The organism is Bradyrhizobium sp. SZCCHNS2022, from assembly GCF_032377575.1.
In the GTDB taxonomy this organism is placed as follows: domain Bacteria; phylum Pseudomonadota; class Alphaproteobacteria; order Rhizobiales; family Xanthobacteraceae; genus Bradyrhizobium; species Bradyrhizobium aeschynomenes.
Genome location: NZ_JAUHHZ010000001.1, coordinates 5,463,021 through 5,481,037, shown reverse-complemented (window position 1 = coordinate 5,481,037; position 18,017 = coordinate 5,463,021). Strand labels below are relative to the sequence as shown.

Sequence of the window (18,017 nt, the reverse complement as noted above, 5' to 3'; positions counted from 1 at the left end):
TCCACTCATCGATCGCCGATCAGCGTGGCATACAGCAGGTAGCGCTCGGGCCCCTGCGTCAGCGCGTCGAACGGCCAGCAGGTCGAAAGCACCAGCTCGGCCTCGTCGGCCTGCGGATCGATGCCGGATTCGTCGAAGCGAACGACGCGGGAGGCATCGGCGCGGTAGCGAAAGCTTCGTCCATCGCGCCTGACGATGTCGATCTCGTCGCCAACCTTGACGTCGCGCAGGAAGCGGAAATGCGTGTCGCGATGCGCGGAATAGACGGCGATGCCGGGCTCGCCCGGCTCGGCCGTGCCCTCGACATGCCCCGCGCCGAAGGCCAGCGCCTGGCCGCTGGAGCCGGCCAACGCGATGGTGGAGACGCCGAGCCGCTTCACCTCGATGCGGGCGACTGGGACGGTGTCGGCCCAGGACCATGGCTTGATAGGCTGCCCGGTGGCGATGGTCTGGCTGAACGCGCGGTCGAGCAGCATCTGCGCGACAACAGCCTTGGCGTGGATGAGGGCGCCGTGGCCGAACAGAGCAACGCCGACAAGGGCTACCGCGAGCGGGATGACGAAGCGAGCCATTCTCTCTCCTCTCGTCATTGCGATGAGCCAACGGGTCCGCGCGAAGCGCGGCCCGATGACAGGCTCCGCGACGAAGCAATCTAGAGTCGCGTCCTCGGCTCCTGGATTGCTTCGCTTCGCTCGCAATGACGGTGCTCCTTAGTTGGCAGCTCGTCGCCGGATCGCGACGAGCCAGATCAGTTCGAGCATCAGCAGACCCAGGCCGAGCAGCATGCTGAGCTCGGCATCGGTGGCCGTCTTCGGCAGCGTGACCGTCGCGGGGCCAGCCGGCACCACGGGCCGCTTCAGGGCAGCGAGTTGCACCTCACCATCGCCCTCGGCACGGCGGTCCTTCTGCATCGCAGGCAGACGTCCACGCTCGCCGAACACCTTTTCGAAATCCCAGCCGGCCGGCAGGTTGATTGGCAGCTCGGCAAGTCGCAGCGGCTCGCCGTCGGGGCGGCGCGGGGTCTTGTCGACGGCGACCAGGCTGGTCAGGCGGGTCACCAGCTGATGCTCCAGCGCCAGCTTGAGAATGGCACCGTCGGCCTGTTCCGGCGTCATCTGCCGCATCGTCTTGGCGACCTCGGCGTCGCCGATCTTGCGCCGCGCCCAGAGCTTCGACAGGCCTTTGCCTTCGGCGGCGCCGGAGAGCGGCAGCGTGATGGTCCAGGGCTGGTCGCCGATGCGGCCCTTGAGCTGCAGCGATCCGGCGAGGCGATCGATCCTGGCGGCGAGCACCAGCGGCTCGTTGCGGTAGACGTCCGGCAGCACGGCGGGGGTGAGATCGGCGGAGGCCTCCGAGAAGCTGGCACTCAATCCCGTCACCACCGGATTCTCCAGCTTGGCGAACAGATCGCGCATGCGCTCCTCGACCTGCTCGACCGAGCCGATATGGGTGAAGGCGCCGCGGCCGAGCTCGGCGGCGCGGCTCATCAGGTAGGTGTTCGGCGCCGAGCCGATGCCGACCATGAAGATGCGCGAGCGGCCGCGCATCGCGGTGATGGTCTCGAACAGCTGCTGCTCGTTGCCGATGGCGCCGTCGGTCAAGAACACCACCTGGCGCACGCGGTCGCTATCGCTGCCGTCGTCGGTCAACGCCGCGCGCATCGCCGGCACCATCTCGGTGCCGCCGCGCGCCTCCAGCGCGCTCACGAAGCTGGTAGCGCTGCCGACATGCTCGGCATCGGCCGGCACCGAGGACGGAAACAGCACCGTCATCGTGTCGTCGAAGCGGATGACGTTGAAGCGGTCATTGGGTTGCAGCCGTCCGAGCGCATAGAGCAGGCTGGCCTTGGCCTGGCGGATCGAGGTGCCGCCCATCGAGCCGGAATTGTCGATCACGAAGATGACGTCGCGCGGCTGCGGGCGTTGCGTGGTCGCGGCCACCGCGGGAGGCGTCACGAAGGCGAGCAGGTAGTCGGCATCGCCGACCTGCTCGTGAAACAGCCCGACCGACGGCACCGCCGCGGAGGCAGGCTTCCAGGTCAGCTCGAAGTCGCGATCGGCGGGCACCACGCCCTCGGCCAATGTGACGATGCGCGTCTTCGCATCGGGGCTCTCGACCGTCACGGGGTGATGGTGGCTCTTGACCTCGCCGAGCGCGAAACCCGCCTGCAGCCGCACGGTGATCCGGGTCGGATTGACCGGAGCATCCTTCGCAGGATCGAGCACCTCGGGCGAGATGCGATCGCGGTCCGGCACCGGGTCGTTGGCCGCCGCGCCCCAACCATTGCTGTCCGGGCGAAGCTCGACGCTCTGCACGATCGGCTTGGGATTGTAGCGCGGCGCGACCACCAGCGGCACCCGCAGCGAGAATTCGCCGGCCGCCTGCGCCACCGGCTGCTGATATTCGATCTGCACCAGCACGGTCTCGCCCGGACCGATATTGGCGAGCGAGTTGGTGAAGATGTTCGGCCGCTCCTGCTCGGTCAGGGCCGCGGTCTTGCCCTCGCGCTTGGCCTGCTCATAGATCACCTTGGCTTCCTGGCGCGGCTTGATGTCGCCGACCACGACGCGATCGCCGACGATCATCTTCAAGCTGTCGACCGCGCTGTCCGGCGGCAGCGGATAGACGTAGACGGCCTCCATCCACTGCGAACTGGTGTTCTTGAACAGCTGCGTCACGCGCGCCCGCGCGGTCGGGCCCGACACGACGATGTCGACGTCGATGCCGAGCCGCGGCGCCTCGGCGTAGCCGCCATCCGACTTGAACAGCAGCGCGCCGGAGCGGGCATCGCCCGGCCTGGTCAGCGGCGCCAGCGGACCCTCGGCCGACCAACCGGGCGTCACGCTGAGAAATAATGCGGTGAAGGCGACCAGCGCCACGGCGCCGGCTTGCAGCAACAGGAACAGCAGCATGGTCACGATCCAGGATCGGATCGGATGGGTGCTGCTGCGGATATCATAGTCGATCGTGTCGCTCATCAGAGGCTCCGCAACGAACAGAATGGGGCAGGCCGAGATTGAGCGGGCGGCGCTGTCATCGCGAGCGGAATGGTCGGTCTTGTTCGGCCGTCGCCCGCCGGGCTTTGTCCGGTGGTGCGCGAGGCGGCGGCTGATCTGTCCGGGTTTGTGCGGATTTGTCCGTCTGCTACAAGGAGCATCCGCACGCAGCATGGGGCCAGGATGTCGAACCCGGACAACGAGCTTTCCGACGAGCAGAGCCGGCAAGTGGCCGAGACCATCCGCGAGGAGATCGCGCGGCGCCGGATGTCGCGGCAGACGCTGGCGGAGCAGGCCAAGCTGAGCCTGTCGACGTTGGAGAAGGCGCTCGGCGGCCGCCGCCCGTTCACGCTCGCGACGATCGTCCGGCTGGAGCAGGCGCTCGGCATCACCCTGCGCAAGGCGCCGAGCGCGCCGGTCGCTGCTCCGGCTACGAGCGGCGGCATCGCGCCGGATAGCCTCGGCTCCTATTCGCGGCGCGCGGTGGAGTGGATCGAGGGCACCTACGTCACCCTGAGGCCGTCGTTCGGCGATCGCGAGGCGATCTACGCCTATCGCACCGACATCGTCTGGGACGATGCGGCCTCGTCGCTGGTGTTTCGCGAGGGCGCGCGGCTCGACGCGGCCTTCTCGCAATTCGGCGAGGTCGCCGTGCCCAACCAGTCCGGCTTCGTCTACCTCGTCACCAACCGGCACGGCCAGCACCGCCTGATCACGGTGTCGCGCCCGACCATCACCGGCGAGATGTACGGCATCATCACGACCTTGCTGGCGGGCCGCGGCTCGCTGCTGACGCCCATCGCGGCGCCGATCGCGTTGCTGCCGTTGCGGAACGTGGCGGAGCCGAGCTTTGGCCGGCTCGGGGCGGATGATGCGAACTATGCGCTTTATCGCGAGCATCTGCGCAAGACGGTGGACGAGCCGTTCGCGCTGTTCGTGCAGGGCGTGCCTTGAATTCTTGGCGATAGCCACCGTCATTGCGAGGAGCCAACGGGACCGCGCGAAGCGCGGCCCGATGACAGGCTCCGCGATGAAGCAATCCAGAGCCGCGCACGCGGCTCCTGGATTGCTTCGCTTCGCTCGCAATGACGGAGTTTGCAGCTGGCGCCGTGCTTCTACACTTGCAGTGTCGTCCCGGCGAACGCCGGGACCCATACCCCCAGGGAGCAGTTTGAGTCCGGCTGGTCATTGGCTTTTTCGCGCCACGTCACCGCCGCAGAGTGGTCCCGGACCGGCGTCGTGCCGCGCTTCGCGCGTCGCAGCTTGTCCGGGACGACGGCGGTGGGTGGAGCGGATTCACAGGATCAAACAGCACGACGGTCAAACAGCCGAACGTCTCAACAGCAGATCGGATCGATCAGCAGACTATCGATGAAGGACATGTCATCGCATTCTCGCGGCGAAACTCGCCCGAGGTTTTCATCAGTCCGTCCCTCTTCAAGTGCAGAGGGCGCAGGGAATGCCGGGTGAAGGCCTCACCCATGGCCCGCCTGCGTAAAAAAATGCAGGCGGCAGGTACCACAGGTGCAGCCGACATTCCGGCATTCCCTGCGCGACGGTCTTCACGCTTATACGCAGTCTCCCTGGTGCGCCGGGCTTGTTGGCCACCATGCCGCGACAATGCTTGCGCATTGCGCGGGTGACACCAGCATCGGGGTGTCAGGACGCTGCGACTTCACGTCCGCAGGCTGCCGTTCGTCGGCGCGTCCGAAGACACGCTGCGGCAGACCGCGGCCATCGCCTCCCCACCTCGCGTGTCGTGACGATCGCGCGCAACGCCCCTCTGCGGTGAGGCGGGATGCGGGGGAGATGATCATGAATTCTGTAAAATAGCAATAGAAAATTTTGTTTTTCAGAATCGCTGGTGTCGCCCGAGCCTGCGCCGCGCCGGCGGTCTGCTCCCTCTCCCCGTTCTTCACGGGGAGAGGGCTGGGGTGAGGGGCAGCCGCACGGGCGGTGCATGCAAAGTCTCATCTCGAAATGAATGGCATCTTGCGGATGCAAGCCAGATCTATCCTCGCTTCTCACAACGAAGACTTCCCGTGTGGCTGCCCCTCACCCCGACCCTCTCCCCGTGAAGAACGGGGAGAGGGAGCGTACCGTCTCTGGAGCTTATGACCTCGCCGCGGAATGATCTGGCGAGGCCACCTCTTGATGCGGGAGAGGCGGCGCTGCGCCGCCTCCCGCCTACCCCCCGACATCCGCGCTGATGATGTCCCCGAACAGATCCCACTTGCCGCCCTTGAACTGCATCATCTTGAGCTGCTCGATCGGGGCGAAGTCGTTCGGGCCGGTGTTGACCTTGATGCCGGGGATCAGGGTATCCGGCGCGAAATCCTTCAGGCTGGCGGCCTGCTTCATGACGTTTTCGCGGGTGAGAGTGTCGCCGCACTGCTTCAGGGTCTGCACCATGGTCTGCGCCGCGGCATAGCCATAGGCGAGGTTGGCGTCGGAGATGTTGGCGCCCGGCATGTACTTGTCGATGAAGGCCATGAACTTCTTCATGCCCTCGTCGTCCTTCCACTGCGGGTCCGACGGATCCTTGAGATAGCCGGCCGACAGCACGCCCTCGGACGCCTCGAGCCCGGCCGGCTTCATCACGGCGCCGATCGAGATCGAGACGTCCGTCATCAGATGCATCGGCTTCCATTCCAGCTCGGCGATCTTCTTGATCGCCTGGGCCGCGAATTTCGGCGTCGAAATGTTGACGAACACGTCGGCGCCGGTGCCCTTGAGCTTGACGATATGCGAGTCGATCGACGGCTCGGTGGTCTCGTAGCTCTCCTCGGCGACAATCATGGTCTTGGCCTTGTCGCCAAGCACGTCCTTGATGCCGATGACGTAGTCCTTGCCGAAATCGTCATTGGCATAGAAGATCGCGATCTTGGCGTTCGGCTTCTCCTTCAGAATGTACTTGGCGAAGATCCGCGCCTCGACGCGGTAGCTGGGCTGGAAGCCCATCGTCCACGGGAATTCCTTCGGGTCGTTCCACTTGCTGGCGCCGGTGGCGAGGAACAGCTGCGGCACCTTCTTGGAATTGTGATATTTCTGCACGGCGGTCTGGGTCGGCGTGCCCAGCGCGTTGAACACCAGGAACACCTCGTCGCTCTCGATCAGCTTGCGCACCTGCTCGACCGTCTTGGGCGGGCTGTAGCCGTCGTCATAGGAGATGAAGTTGATCTTGCGGCCGTTCACGCCGCCCTGGTCGTTGATCATCTTGAAATAGGCCTCCTCGGTCTTGCCGATGATGCCGTAGGCCGAGGCGGGGCCGCTATAGGCCTCGACATTGCCGATTCTAATCTCGGTATCGCTGGCGCCCGTGTCGTATTTCTTCTGGGCAAGCGCGCTCTGGCTCGCCAAAACGGAGAATGCGGCGGCGGCCGCGAAAGACAGCAGAGTCCTGGTCGTCATCGGCAACATTCCCTGGGCTTCCTCTGGTTTGATTCTTGTGATTGCCGTTTTGTCTTGAACTGTCCTCGACCGTTTGCTCGGCGCTGTGACAGCGGCGGACTTGGATGACCGCGCATTGGGTGCGAGTGGGCAGATGTGTGCAATGCACTGTCTTGCGTCCAGACGCTGGTCCGGGAAGCAACGGACGCCGTCCGCGGCGCCTGCATGTGATTTCGCCGGCCAGCCACTCGACGCAAGTTGATACCATCGTTTCGGGCGCATCTTCGTCGGCGCAAGAAGCAGGATTCTCGCGGTACGCCATGACGAAAAGCCCGTTCTACACGGCCGAGCACGAGGCCTTCCGCGACGTCGTGAGGCGCTTCGTCGACAAGGAGATCGCGCCGTTTGCGAGCGCGTGGGACGAGGCCGGCGAGTTTCCCCGCGCGCTGTATGCGAAGGCGGCCGACATCGGCCTGCTCGGGCTGGGTTTTCCCGAAGAGTTCGGTGGTGTGGCGGCCGATCAGTTCATGAAGATCGTATCGTCGCAGGAGCTGGCGCGGGCCGGTGCCGGCGGCGTCAGCGCCAGCCTGATGAGCCACAGCATCGGTGCGCCGCCGATCGCCCGCGCGGCACGGCCGGAGGTGAAGGCGCGGGTGCTGCCCGAGATTCTCTCCGGGCGAAAGATCTCGGCGCTCGCCATCACCGAGCCGAGCGGCGGCTCGGATGTCGCCAATCTCCGCACCAAGGCCGTCCGCGACGGCGATCACTACGTCGTCAGCGGCCAGAAGACCTTCATCACCTCCGGCATGCGCGCGGATTACATCACCGTCGCCGTGCGGACCGGCGGACCAGGGCCGGCGGGTGTCAGCCTGCTACTCATTCCCGGCGACACGCCGGGGCTGACGCGCACCAAGCTCAACAAGATGGGCTGGTGGGCATCGGATACTGCGACCCTGCATTTCGACAACTGCCGTGTGCCGGTCGAGAACCTGATCGGCGAGGAGGGGCAGGGCTTCAAGCTGATCATGCATAATTTCAACAGCGAGCGGATGGGCATGGCGGCGAGCTGCACGGCGTTCGCGCGCGTCTGCCTCGACGATGCCATTGCCTATGCCCGGGAGCGCCAGACCTTCGGCAAGCCCTTGGCGCAGCACCAGGTCATCCGGCACAAGCTGGTCGATATGGCGCAGCGCGTCGCGGCCTCCCAGGCGATGCTGGAGATGCTGGCGTGGCGGCTCGAACAGGGCGATAATCCCGTGGCCGAGATCTGCATGATGAAGAACCAGGCGACGCAGACCATGGCGTATTGTGCCTCCGAGGCGGTGCAGATCTTTGGCGGTGCAGGCTTCATGCGCGGCGTGCGCGTGGAACGCATCTATCGCGAGGTCAAGGTCAATGCCATCGGCGGCGGCACCGAGGAGATCATGAAGGATCTGGCCAGCCGACAGATGGGATTGTGATGGGCGCTCTCAAGCGCACGTCATTCCGGGGCAGCCCGCAGGGCTGAACCCGGAATCTCGAGGTTGTGGGATACGAGCGCCAGACAAGCTCGGGATTCCGGGTTCAAGGCCTGCGGCCTTGCCCCGGAATGACGATCGTGCCGCAATCAACAAGCATCAGCGAACGTCCGGGTCGGATGCTCAAGCGACCGCTCCGGAATGACAGGGAATGAAACATGCTCTTCACCGCCGATCATGACGAACCGCGCCGCATCCTGCAGAAGTTCATCGCCGCCGAGATCAATCCCCATGTCGACGAGTGGGAGGAGGCCGGCATCTTTCCGGCGCATGAGCTGTTCAAGAAGCTCGGCGACCTCGGCTTTCTCGGCCTCAACAAGCCGGTCGAGTTCGGCGGCCAGGGGCTGGACTATTCCTATGCGCTGATGATGGCGGAGGAGCTCGGCGCCATCAATTGCGGCGCCATTCCGATGGCGATCGGCGTGCAGACCGACATGGCGACGCCGGCGCTGGCGCGCTTCGGCTCCGACGAGGTGCGTAAGGAATTTCTGGCGCCGGCGATTGCCGGCGACTACGTCGCCTGCATCGGCGTCTCCGAGCCCGGCGCCGGCTCCGACGTCGCCTCGATCAAGACCCAGGCGCGCTCCGATGGCGACGACTACGTCATCAATGGCGGCAAGATGTGGATCACCAACGGCACGCAGGCGGATTTCATCTGCCTGCTCGCCAACACCAGCGACGGCCCGGTTCATCGCAACAAGTCGCTGATCTGCGTGCCGATGAAGAGCAAGGGCGTGCAGGTCGCGCGCAAGCTCGACAAGATGGGCATGCGCTCGTCGGATACCGCGCAGATCTTCTTCGACAATGTCCGGGTGCCCAAGCGCAACCGCGTCGGCGAGGAGGGGATGGGCTTCACCTATCAGATGATGCAGTTCCAGGAGGAGCGGCTGTGGGCCGGCGCCGCCTGCCTGAAGGCGCACGAGGCGATCATCAACGCGACCATCGAGTACACGCGAAATCGCAAGGCGTTCGGCCGCTCGATCCTCGACAACCAGGTCGTCCACTTCCGCCTCGCCGAGCTGCAGACCGAGGTCGAGCTGCTGCGCGCGCTGACCTATCAGGCCGCCGAGGCGCTGGTCGCCGGCGAGGACGTCACGCGGCTCGCGACCATGGTGAAGCTGAAGACCGGCCGGTTGGGGCGCGAGCTCACAGACGCCTGCCTGCAATATTGGGGCGGCATGGGCTTCATGAACGAGACGCCGGTCAGCCGCGCCTATCGTGACTCGCGGCTGAGCTCGATCGGCGGCGGCGCCGACGAGGTGATGCTGACCATCCTGTGCAAGATGATGGGCACCTTGCCGGGCATGACCAAGGCGGGGAACGCCTGATGATCACGCTGTATCATTGCGACGGCGCCCGCTCATTCCGCCCGCTGTGGATGCTGGAGGAGCTCGAAGCCAACTACGAATTGAAGATGCTGCCGTTCCCGCCTCGGGTGCTGGCGAAGGAATATCTGGCGATCAATCCGCTCGGGACGATCCCGTTCATGGTCGATGGCGAGACCAAGATGACGGAGTCCTCGGGCATCTGTCACTATCTCGGCATCAAGCACGGCCCGACGCCGCTGATGGTCGGACCCGAGGAGAAAGATTACGGCGCGTTCCTGAACTGGATGTATTTCTCCGATGCCACGCTGACGTTCCCGCAGACGCTGGTATTGCGATACACGCAGCTCGAGCCTGAGGAACGGCGCTCACCCCAGGTCGCGACGGACTATGCCAAATGGTTTCTGGGCCGGCTGCGCGCCGTGGAGGCAGCGACTGGGAATGCCGAGTTTCTGTGCGGCCGTTTCACCGCGGCGGACATCGTGATCGGCTACGCGTTGCGCCTGGCGGACACGCTCCACCTCGCCAAGGATTTTGGGCCCAATGTGGCGGCCTATTGGGCGCGTCTGCAGCAGCGCGACGGCTACAAGCGGGCACGCGCGGCCGAGCAGCGTGCTGGTGAAGAGCAGGGCATCAAGCCGCGCGTCAGGCCGTGAGTTGCGCACGTCATTCCGGGGCGATGCGCAGCATCGAACCCGGAATCTCGAGATTCCGGGTCTGGTCCTTCGGACCATCCCGGAATGACAACTCATTTATGCTGTCGTGATTAACCGCGACAAAAATCGGCAGTCGTCGCCGATGACAGCGGCGCGAATTGCGCTATGGTTCTCCTCCAAAGAAGCGGCCGGCAGAGTCGCGCCTCAGGAGGAAGACCATGGATGTTTCCCGCCGGGATTCCGGCCATCTCATGCTGATCACGCCCGAGCGTGTGTTCTACGCCGGGCTGCTCGGCCGACCGCGCCAGCGCTGCTCGGGCGCGCTGCACATTTACGTCGCGCTGACCGGGAGCCTGCGGCTGCTGCCCGAGGGCGGCGAGGCGCGGTGCGGCGAGCTGCTGGTGGTGCCGCCGAACAAGCAGCACACGATCGAGAGCGACTACCGCACCGTCATCGTCGTCACGATGGAGCCGGAGAGCGTGCCGATCGGCACGCTGGATCGCTTCGCGGCCAAGGTCACGCGCGAGGCCGAGGCCTTCGCCTGCCGCATCCGCGCCGCCTATGAGGAACTGGTGCAGCGGCCGCTCAGCGGCGACGTCACCAGCGCCGTGTTCGACCGGCTCTGCTTCGGCGAAGTGCTGCCGCAGCGGACGCTCGATCCGCGGGTGGTCAAGGCGATCGGCCTGATCAGCCGCTTCTCCGGCGAGCCCGCCACCGCCGAGAGCTGCGCCGCTGCCGTCGGGCTGTCGACCTCGCGCTTCCTGCATCTGTTCAAGGAGGAGACCGACATCTCCTTCCGCTCGTTCCGCGCCTGGAAGCGCGCCCGGCATCTCTTGAACTACGCCAACCAGGATCTCAACCTGGCGCATCTCGCGCAGGACATCGGCTATCCCGATTCCACGCATTTCAGCCATTCGATCCGCCGCTTCTACGGCCTGAAGCCGCGCGCGATCTTTTCCGGTTCGCGCGATCTGGCGATCTATCGCGCCGGCGAGGCGGCGTTGACCTGAGTCCCTCCGGCTGGGCGCCGTGTCAGCGCGGCGCGCAGCGGGAATTTGGACAGCTCCAGCACGATCAGCGTGCTGATCGCAGCACCTGCGGTCAGCGCGAGATCGTCGGCGTGCAGCGGCCCGAACTTGAACAGCGCCGCGACCGGCGGCACGGTCAGGCTGGTCGCGAGCACCGCGACGACGATCGCGATCACCGATAGCAGCACGCGGTTCGGCCGCAGCAGCGCGTCGCGCAGCGAGCTCGAGAACGAGCGGTTGACGAAGATCAGGCTGACGATCACCGACACCAGGGTGAAGAACACCAGCGCGCGCAATTCGTCATCGGGCATGCCGTTGCCATGCGCCAGCAGCAGCACGCCGCCGGTGGTGATGATCGCGAGAAGACCCTGCAGCGCGCCCCACAGCACCAGCGGGCGCGGCAGCAGCGGCTCCAAGGGATCGCGCGGTCGCCGCCGCATCACGTCGTCCTCCTCGGTCTCCGCCTCGAACACCAGCGAGCAGACGGGATCGATGATCATCTCCAGGAAGGCGATGTGCACCGGGCCCAGCAGCAGCGGCAGGCCGGTGACGAGCGGCAGCAAAGCGAGGCCGGCGATCGGGAAGTGGACCGCGAGGATGAAGCTCATCGCCTTGCGCAGATTGTCGTAGATGCGCCGGCCCAGCCGGATCGCCTTCACGATCGAGCCGAAATCATCGTCGAGCAGCACGATTGCGGCCGCCTCGCGCGCGACGTCGGTGCCGCGGCCGCCCATCGCGATGCCGATATGCGCCGCCTTCAGCGACGGCGCATCGTTGACGCCGTCGCCGGTCATCGCGACGATCTCGCCATCGGCCTTCAGCGCCGAGACGATGCGGAGCTTCTGCTCCGGCATGATCCGGGCGAACGCCGTCGGCGTGCGGGCCGCCCGCGCCAGCGCGTCGTCGTCGAGATCGAGTAGCTCGGCGCCGGTGATGATTTGCTCGGGATCAAGCCCCGCCTGCCGTGCGATCGCAGCCGCCGTCGCCGGATAGTCGCCGGTGATCATGAGCACGCGGATGCCGGCCGAGCGGCATTCCGCAACGGCACTCGGCACCTCCGCGCGGAGCGGATCGGCGAAGCCGACGAGACCGCAGAAGGTGAAGGCGAAGCCCTGCTGAGTCTCAGGAAGCGCGCCGCCGCTCCAGCGCGCCTCGGCGACGCCGAGCACGCGCAGGCCCTCGGCGGCGAGCGTTTCGATGCGCGCCTGCAGCTCGATCAGCTCGGTGCCGCCGAGGCCGCACAGCGCTGCAATCGCTTCCGGCGCGCCCTTGGCCGCGACCATGGGGACGCCGTCGCGCGACCAGACATTGGTCATCACGAGCAGATCGGGCCGCAGCCCGTAGCGCCGCTGCAAGGCGGCGCCGGCGGTTGCGTCCGTGTCGAGGGCTTGCAGCGCCTTCTCCATCGGGTCGTGCGACTGCGGGTCGCAGGCCCGCACGGCGGTCGCGACGAGATCGCGGAACTCGGCCGTCACCGCATCGGACGAGTCCGTCCCAGGTCGCAGCACCGCGCCATCGGGATGCACCAGCCGCGCCACCATCATGCGGTTCTGCGTCAGGGTGCCGGTCTTGTCGGTGCACAGCACGGTGGCGGCGCCGAGCGATTCGATCGCGGCCGCCCGCCGCGTCAGCACGCGCGCCTGCGAGATGCGCCAGGCGCCCATCGCGAGAAACACTGTCAGCACGACCGGGAATTCCTCGGGGAGCATCGACATGCCCAGCGCAATGCCGGCCAGCAACCCTTCCAGCCAGCCGCCGCGATACAGCGCGTAGAGCACAACCGTGATCGCCACCACGATGGCGCCGCCAATCGCAGACGCCATGACGAGACGCCGCGTCTGCTGTCGGAGGCGGGGCGTCTCCGTCTCCAGCGTGCTCACCGACTGGCCGATCCTGCCGATCGCTGTGCGCGGCCCCGTCGCCATCACCTCGGCGACGCCGCCGCCGCGCACCACCAGGCTGCCGGAGAACACGAAGGGCAGGTCGTCGCCGCCGGCCGCGGCCGTCGCGTCCATGGCTTCGCCCGCGGCCGGCCGCTTGCGCACAGGCACGGATTCTCCCGTCAGCAAGGATTCATCCGTCAGCAGATCGTCGCATTGCCGCAGCATTGCGTCGGCGGCGACGCGGTCGCCCTCGGCCAGCACGATCAGGTCGCCGCGCACCACCTCGCGGCCGGCGATGCGGACGCGCTCGCCGTCGCGGATCACGAGCGCGCGCGGGCTGGACAGATCGCGCAGCGATTCCAGCACGCGCTCGGTGCGCGCCTCCTGCACGATGGTGATGAGCACCGAGGCGGAAGCGAAGACCCCGAGCAGAACCGCCTCGGCCGTGTCGCCGAGCGCGAGATAGATGCCCGCGCCGGTCAGCAGCAGAAGCAGCATCGGCTCCTTCAGCACGTCGGCGATCAGTCGCAGGATCGACCGTGTGCCGGTCTGTGGCAGCTCGTTGAAACCCTCGGCCTGGAGACGCCGGGCCGCTTCTGCTGCGTTCAGCCCGTCTGCAATGAACGGCGCGGGTTGTGTGTCGATTGGCATTGCACGCTCGGTGAGGAGGGCGGACAGGAACCGCTTAGCGTCGATCGCCGATTGCGGGCTTGACGCAAAGCAATAAGGGAAGTGCGCCGGTTCGACCAGCGAGTCAACGCAAGCAGATTGTGCCGTGACGTCATCATAGTGACGCAGATCTGCACAGCGCCGCCTGCGCGCGAGCCCTACCGAACGAGTGCCATGAGCGACAAAGCCGTCATCACCTGCGCGCTGAACGGCGTGCTCACCGATCCCAGGCAGCACCACGTGCCGGTCACGCCGGAGGAGATGGCGCGCGAGGCGCGCCGCGCCTACGACGCCGGCGCTGCGATCATGCACATCCATCTGCGCCAGCAGGCGCCGGGCAAGGGGCACCTGCCGTCCTGGGACGTGAACGTCTCGCGCGAGATCCAGCAGGCGATCCGCGAGGCGTGTCCTGGTGTGATCATCAATCATACGTCGGGCGTCTCAGGGCCGAACTATCAGGGGGCGCTGGATTGCATCCGGGAGACGCGACCGGAGATCGCCGCCTGCAATGCCGGCTCGCTGAACTACCTGAAGGTCAAGGCCGACAACAGCTGGGCCTGGCCGCCGATGATGTTCGACAACTCGGTCGAGAAGATCGGGGATTATCTCGCCGTCATGAAGGACGTGAACACGATCCCGGAGTTCGAGTGCTTCGACGTCGGCATCGTGCGCTGCGTCGGCATGTACCGGCAGACCGGGATGTATTCCGGTCCGCTCGAATACAATTTCGTAATGGGCGTGGCATCCGGCATGCCGGCCGATCCCGAGCTGCTGCCGATCCTGCTGAAGCTGAAGCTGCCCGAGGCGCATTGGCAGGTCACGGGAATCGGCCGCGCCGAGATCTGGCCGCTGCACCAGCGCTGCGCCGAGCTCGGCGGTCATCTGCGCACGGGTCTCGAGGACACGTTCTATCTCGGCGACGGCGCCAAGGTGACCTCGAACGGCCAGTTGATCGAAGCCATCGCAGCGTGCGCAAGACGTGCGGGCCGCGAGATCGCGAGCCCGGCCGAGGCGCGGCAGATGTTTGGGACAGTGAACTGAACGTTCAGCCTTCGTCATTCCGGGGCGCGCGTCCGCGCGAACCCGGAATCTCGCGAGACAATCTCTGGATTCCGGGTTCGCGACTGCGTCGCGCCCCGGAATGACGAGCAAGAGGATGAAGATGACCAACCTCAACGCCACCGGCGGCGTAGCCGGGCCAGGACGGATCGGCCGGGTCGCGATCGGCGATCTCTTGAAGCGCGCGGCGCGGCGCTTTCCGGATCGCGTCGCGATCACCGATGGCGGCCGGCAGGTGACCTTCACCGAGCTGGAGCGCGATGCCAACCGGTTCGCGAATTATCTCGTCGCCAAGGGACTCAAGCCCGGCGAGACAATCTCCACGGTCTGCAACAACTCGATCGAGTTCGTCAAAGCGCTGTTCGGCATCCACCGCGCCGGCCTCGTCTGGGTGCCGATCAATACCATGCTCGGCCCGGCCGATATGGACTACATCCTCGGTCATGCCGAGGTCCGCTTCGCGCTCATCGACGATAATCTCCACGCCCAGCCGGAGCGGCGCGCGGCGCTGGAGCAGCGTGGCGTCGAGCTGATCGCGGTCGATCTCACCGGTAACGCGAAAGCTGCCGGGCTCGCGAGCTTCAACGATCTGATCCAGAATCAGTCAGACATCGAACCGGAGATCGAGATCAACGATCGCGATCTCGCGATGATCATCTACACCTCCGGCACGACGTCGCGGCCGAAAGGCGCGATGCATTGCCATCTCGCCGTGGTCATGGCCGTGATGAGCAACTGCATCGAGATGCAGTTGTCGCGTGACGACGGCATCACCGGGCAGTTCCCGCTGTTTCACTGCGCCGGGCATGTGCTGCTCCTGAGCTATCTCTCGGTCGGCGGCCGCATGGCGCTGATGCGGGGCTTCGATCCCGTCGCCTGCATGGAGGCGATCGTGCGCGATCGTCTCACCGTGTTCGTCGGCCTGCCGCTGATGTACCAGGCGATCCTCGATCATCCCCGGCGCAAGGAGTTCGATCTCTCCCACTTGCGCACCTGTCTCTACACGATGGCGCCGATGAGCCGTCCGCTGCTGGAGCGCGCCATCAGGGAGCTGTGCCCGAACTTCGTGCTGACCAGCGGCCAGACCGAGATGTATCCGGCGACGACGATGTCGCGGCCCGAGGTGCAGCTCAACCGGTTCGGCAATTACTGGGGCGAGTCGCTGTTCGTCAACGAGACCGCCATCATGGACGATTCCGGCAACCTGCTGCCGCCGGGCGAGATCGGCGAGCTGGTGCATCGCGGGCCCAACGTGATGATGGGCTACTACAAGGACTCGAAATCGACCGAGGATGCGCGCAAGTTCGGCTGGCACCACACCGGCGATCTCGCCATGATCGACCAGGGCGAGGTGCTGTTCCTCGACCGCAAGAAGGACATGATCAAGTCCGGCGGCGAGAACGTCGCCTCGGTCAAGATCGAAGAAACTTTGCTGGCACATCCGGCGGTGCAGAATGCCGCCGTCGTCGGCCTGCCGCACCCGCAATGGGGCGAGGCGGTGTCGGCCTTCGTCAAGCTCAAGCCCGGCGCGCAAGCGAGCGAGAGCGAGCTGTTGGAGCATTGCCGCAAGTCGCTCGGCGGCTTCCAGGTGCCGAAGCTGGTGCGGGTGCTCGAGGAGATGCCGATGACCGCCACCGGCAAGCTGCGCAAGGTCGAGCTGCGCCAGGCCTATGGCGAGCACTTCGCGAAGAGTGCGTGAGCTGTATCAACGACTTCCGCCGTCATTCCGGGATGGCCAGAAGGGCTAGGCCCGGAATCCATAACCACCATCGGGAGTATGGATTCCGGGCTCGCGCTTCCATCTTCGCTCTTCGAGCTACGGCGGACAAGCCGCGCGCCCCGGAATGACGGGCAAAAGAGAGAACTCGCTTCGTGGCCATCATCGACAACACCATCTCTCCGACCGGGGCCGCCTTCCAGGCCAACCGTGACGGCATGCTGGGTCTGATCGCGCGGATGCGCGATCTCGAGGCGCGGACGCGCAATGCCTCGGCGGCCGCCAAGGATCGCTTCCACCAGCGCGGCCAGCTGCTGCCGCGCGAGCGCGTGGCGCTGGTGCTCGATCCCGGCGCGCCGTTCCTGGAGCTGTCGACGCTCGCAGGCTACATGTTCGACACGCCCGATGCGGCCAAGAGCGTGCCGGGCGGCGGCGTCATCGCCGGCATCGGCTTCGTCGCTGGCGTGCGCTGCATGGTCTCGGCGAACGATGCGGCCATCGATGCCGGCGCGCTGCAGCCCTATGGCCTGGACAAGACCCTGCGCGTGCAGGAACTGGCGTTGGAGAACAGGCTGCCTTACGTACAGCTGGTCGAGAGCGCCGGTGCCAATCTCCTGCGCTATCGCGTCGAGGATTTCGTCCGCGGCGGCAACATCTTCCGCAATCTGGCGCGGTTGTCCGCGGCGGGCCTCCCGGTCGTCACCGTGACGCACGGCTCCTCGACCGCAGGCGGCGCCTATCAGACCGGCCTGTCCGACTACATCGTCATGGTGCGCGGCCGGACCCGCGCGTTCCTGGCCGGACCGCCGCTGCTCAAGGCCGCGACCGGCGAGATCGCGACCGAGGAGGAGCTCGGTGGCGCCGAGATGCACACTTCGATCTCCGGACTTGGCGACTACCTCGCCGAGGACGATCGCGATGGCTTGCGCATTGCGCGCGAGATCATGGGCAAGCTGAATTGGGACCGGCCGTCGCACGACGCGTCAACGGCAAAGCCGCCGCGCTACGGCCAGGAGGAGCTGCTCGGCATCATGCCGCTCGACCACAAGCGCCCCGTCGACATGCGCCAGATCATCGCCCGCATCGTCGACGACAGCGACTTCGTCGAGATGTCGCCGAACTACGGCCCCGCGACGGTGTGCGGCCATGCCCGCATCGAAGGCCAGGCGATCGGCATCGTCACCAACAACGGCCCGCTCGATCCGGCCGGGGCCAACAAGGCGACGCACTTCATCCAGGCCTGCTGCCAGAGCCGCACGCCGATCCTGTATCTCAACAACACCACCGGCTACATGGTCGGCCGCGCTTACGAAGAGGCCGGCATGATCAAGCACGGCTCCAAGATGATCCAGGCCGTGACCTCGGCGACCGTGCCGCAGATCACGATCTACTGCGGAGCATCGTTCGGCGCCGGCAATTACGGCATGTGCGGCCGCGGCTTCCATCCGCGCTTCTGCTTCTCATGGCCCAATGCCAAGACGGCCGTGATGGGCGGCGAGCAGGCGGCCGAGACGATGGCGATCGTGACGGAAGCTGCCGCCGCGCGCCGCGGCAAGCCGGTGGAGCGGGAGAAGCTGGAGGCCATGAAGGCGCAGATCATCGGCGTGTTCGACAGCCAGATGGACGTGTTCGCGACGTCGGCGCGCGTGCTCGACGACGGCGTGATCGATCCGCGCGACACCCGGGCCGTGCTCTCGGAGGTGCTGGCGGTCTGCCGCGAGGCGGAAGCGCGCGAGCCGCAGCGCATGCAATTCTCGGTGGCCCGGCCATGAGCGGG

12 protein-coding genes are annotated in these 18,017 nt (G+C 66.2%); 8 read left to right on the top strand and 4 right to left on the bottom strand.

The window, feature by feature from the left end:
- Nucleotides 1-5 precede the first annotated feature (5 nt).
- Both QXZ94_RS24475 and QXZ94_RS24470 read right to left on the bottom strand, forming a co-directional pair.
- Nucleotides 6-572, bottom strand: coding sequence for a class GN sortase (locus QXZ94_RS24475; protein WP_315722660.1), 567 nt, complete (start codon nt 570-572; stop codon nt 6-8).
- Nucleotides 573-710: 138 nt separating this feature from the next.
- Nucleotides 711-2,978 carry a marine proteobacterial sortase target protein gene (locus tag QXZ94_RS24470; RefSeq protein WP_315722658.1) on the bottom strand — a complete coding sequence of 756 codons (2,268 nt, stop codon included), beginning with the start codon at nt 2,976-2,978 and terminating at the stop codon, nt 711-713.
- A 201-nt stretch (nt 2,979-3,179) separates the two neighbouring features.
- Between QXZ94_RS24470 and QXZ94_RS24465 the strand changes: the two genes are divergently transcribed.
- Nucleotides 3,180-3,950: a helix-turn-helix transcriptional regulator gene (locus QXZ94_RS24465; RefSeq protein WP_315722657.1), complete on the top strand. Its 771-nt coding sequence runs from the start codon at nt 3,180-3,182 to the stop codon at nt 3,948-3,950.
- Between the two features lie 1,233 nt (nt 3,951-5,183).
- On the opposite strand, the gene QXZ94_RS24460 is transcribed toward QXZ94_RS24465, so the two are convergent.
- Nucleotides 5,184-6,416 carry an ABC transporter substrate-binding protein gene (locus QXZ94_RS24460; RefSeq protein ID WP_315722654.1) on the bottom strand — a complete coding sequence of 411 codons (1,233 nt, stop codon included), beginning with the start codon at nt 6,414-6,416 and terminating at the stop codon, nt 5,184-5,186.
- Between the two features lie 290 nt (nt 6,417-6,706).
- Between QXZ94_RS24460 and QXZ94_RS24455 the strand changes: the two genes are divergently transcribed.
- The 4 genes from QXZ94_RS24455 (at nt 6,707) to QXZ94_RS24440 (ending at nt 10,894) form a co-directional block, all read left to right on the top strand.
- Complete coding sequence (locus QXZ94_RS24455; RefSeq protein ID WP_315722652.1) at nt 6,707-7,846, top strand: acyl-CoA dehydrogenase family protein; 1,140 nt, start codon at nt 6,707-6,709, stop codon at nt 7,844-7,846.
- A 215-nt stretch (nt 7,847-8,061) separates the two neighbouring features.
- Nucleotides 8,062-9,231, top strand: a complete 1,170-nt coding sequence (locus tag QXZ94_RS24450) for an acyl-CoA dehydrogenase family protein (protein WP_315722650.1) — start codon at nt 8,062-8,064, stop codon at nt 9,229-9,231.
- Entirely contained in the window at nt 9,231-9,884 is a 654-nt protein-coding gene (locus QXZ94_RS24445; RefSeq protein ID WP_315722648.1) for a glutathione S-transferase family protein, read from the top strand. The genes QXZ94_RS24450 and QXZ94_RS24445 overlap by 1 nt, the downstream gene beginning before the upstream one ends.
- Before the next feature lie 218 nt (nt 9,885-10,102).
- The gene (locus QXZ94_RS24440) at nt 10,103-10,894 is read left to right on the top strand and encodes a helix-turn-helix domain-containing protein (protein WP_315722646.1); all 792 of its coding nucleotides are present in this window, start codon (nt 10,103-10,105) and stop codon (nt 10,892-10,894) included.
- Here the strand turns inward: QXZ94_RS24440 and QXZ94_RS24435 are convergent.
- A complete protein-coding gene (locus tag QXZ94_RS24435) occupies nt 10,864-13,446 on the bottom strand; it encodes a cation-translocating P-type ATPase (RefSeq protein WP_315722644.1) in 2,583 nt (860 codons plus the stop codon). The genes QXZ94_RS24440 and QXZ94_RS24435 overlap by 31 nt on opposite strands.
- A gap of 192 nt (nt 13,447-13,638) precedes the next feature.
- Here QXZ94_RS24435 and QXZ94_RS24430 point away from each other — a divergent pair, with 192 nt between their 5' ends.
- From QXZ94_RS24430 to QXZ94_RS24420, 3 genes are all read left to right on the top strand, one after another.
- On the top strand, nt 13,639-14,505 hold the full coding sequence (locus QXZ94_RS24430; RefSeq protein ID WP_315722641.1) for a 3-keto-5-aminohexanoate cleavage protein: 867 nt from the start codon (nt 13,639-13,641) through the stop codon (nt 14,503-14,505).
- A gap of 121 nt (nt 14,506-14,626) precedes the next feature.
- Nucleotides 14,627-16,222, top strand: a complete 1,596-nt coding sequence (locus QXZ94_RS24425; RefSeq protein ID WP_315726508.1) for an AMP-binding protein — start codon at nt 14,627-14,629, stop codon at nt 16,220-16,222.
- Between the two features lie 173 nt (nt 16,223-16,395).
- Nucleotides 16,396-18,012 (top strand): acyl-CoA carboxylase subunit beta, encoded by a 1,617-nt coding sequence (locus tag QXZ94_RS24420; RefSeq protein WP_315722639.1) that lies wholly within the window; start codon nt 16,396-16,398, stop codon nt 18,010-18,012.
- Nucleotides 18,013-18,017 lie beyond the last annotated feature (5 nt).

What these genes read in the sequence shown, in the direction of transcription:
- QXZ94_RS24475 (WP_315722660.1), bottom strand. Translation starts at nt 572, where the DNA reads ATGGCTCGCTTCGTCATCCCGCTCGCGGTAGCCCTTGTCGGCGTTGCT.
- QXZ94_RS24470 (WP_315722658.1), bottom strand. Translation starts at nt 2,978, where the DNA reads ATGAGCGACACGATCGACTATGATATCCGCAGCAGCACCCATCCGATC.
- QXZ94_RS24465 (WP_315722657.1), top strand. Translation starts at nt 3,180, where the DNA reads ATGTCGAACCCGGACAACGAGCTTTCCGACGAGCAGAGCCGGCAAGTG.
- QXZ94_RS24460 (WP_315722654.1), bottom strand. Translation starts at nt 6,416, where the DNA reads ATGTTGCCGATGACGACCAGGACTCTGCTGTCTTTCGCGGCCGCCGCC.
- QXZ94_RS24455 (WP_315722652.1), top strand. Translation starts at nt 6,707, where the DNA reads ATGACGAAAAGCCCGTTCTACACGGCCGAGCACGAGGCCTTCCGCGAC.
- QXZ94_RS24450 (WP_315722650.1), top strand. Translation starts at nt 8,062, where the DNA reads ATGCTCTTCACCGCCGATCATGACGAACCGCGCCGCATCCTGCAGAAG.
- QXZ94_RS24445 (WP_315722648.1), top strand. Translation starts at nt 9,231, where the DNA reads ATGATCACGCTGTATCATTGCGACGGCGCCCGCTCATTCCGCCCGCTG.
- QXZ94_RS24440 (WP_315722646.1), top strand. Translation starts at nt 10,103, where the DNA reads ATGGATGTTTCCCGCCGGGATTCCGGCCATCTCATGCTGATCACGCCC.
- QXZ94_RS24435 (WP_315722644.1), bottom strand. Translation starts at nt 13,446, where the DNA reads ATGCCAATCGACACACAACCCGCGCCGTTCATTGCAGACGGGCTGAAC.
- QXZ94_RS24430 (WP_315722641.1), top strand. Translation starts at nt 13,639, where the DNA reads ATGAGCGACAAAGCCGTCATCACCTGCGCGCTGAACGGCGTGCTCACC.
- QXZ94_RS24425 (WP_315726508.1), top strand. Translation starts at nt 14,627, where the DNA reads ATGACCAACCTCAACGCCACCGGCGGCGTAGCCGGGCCAGGACGGATC.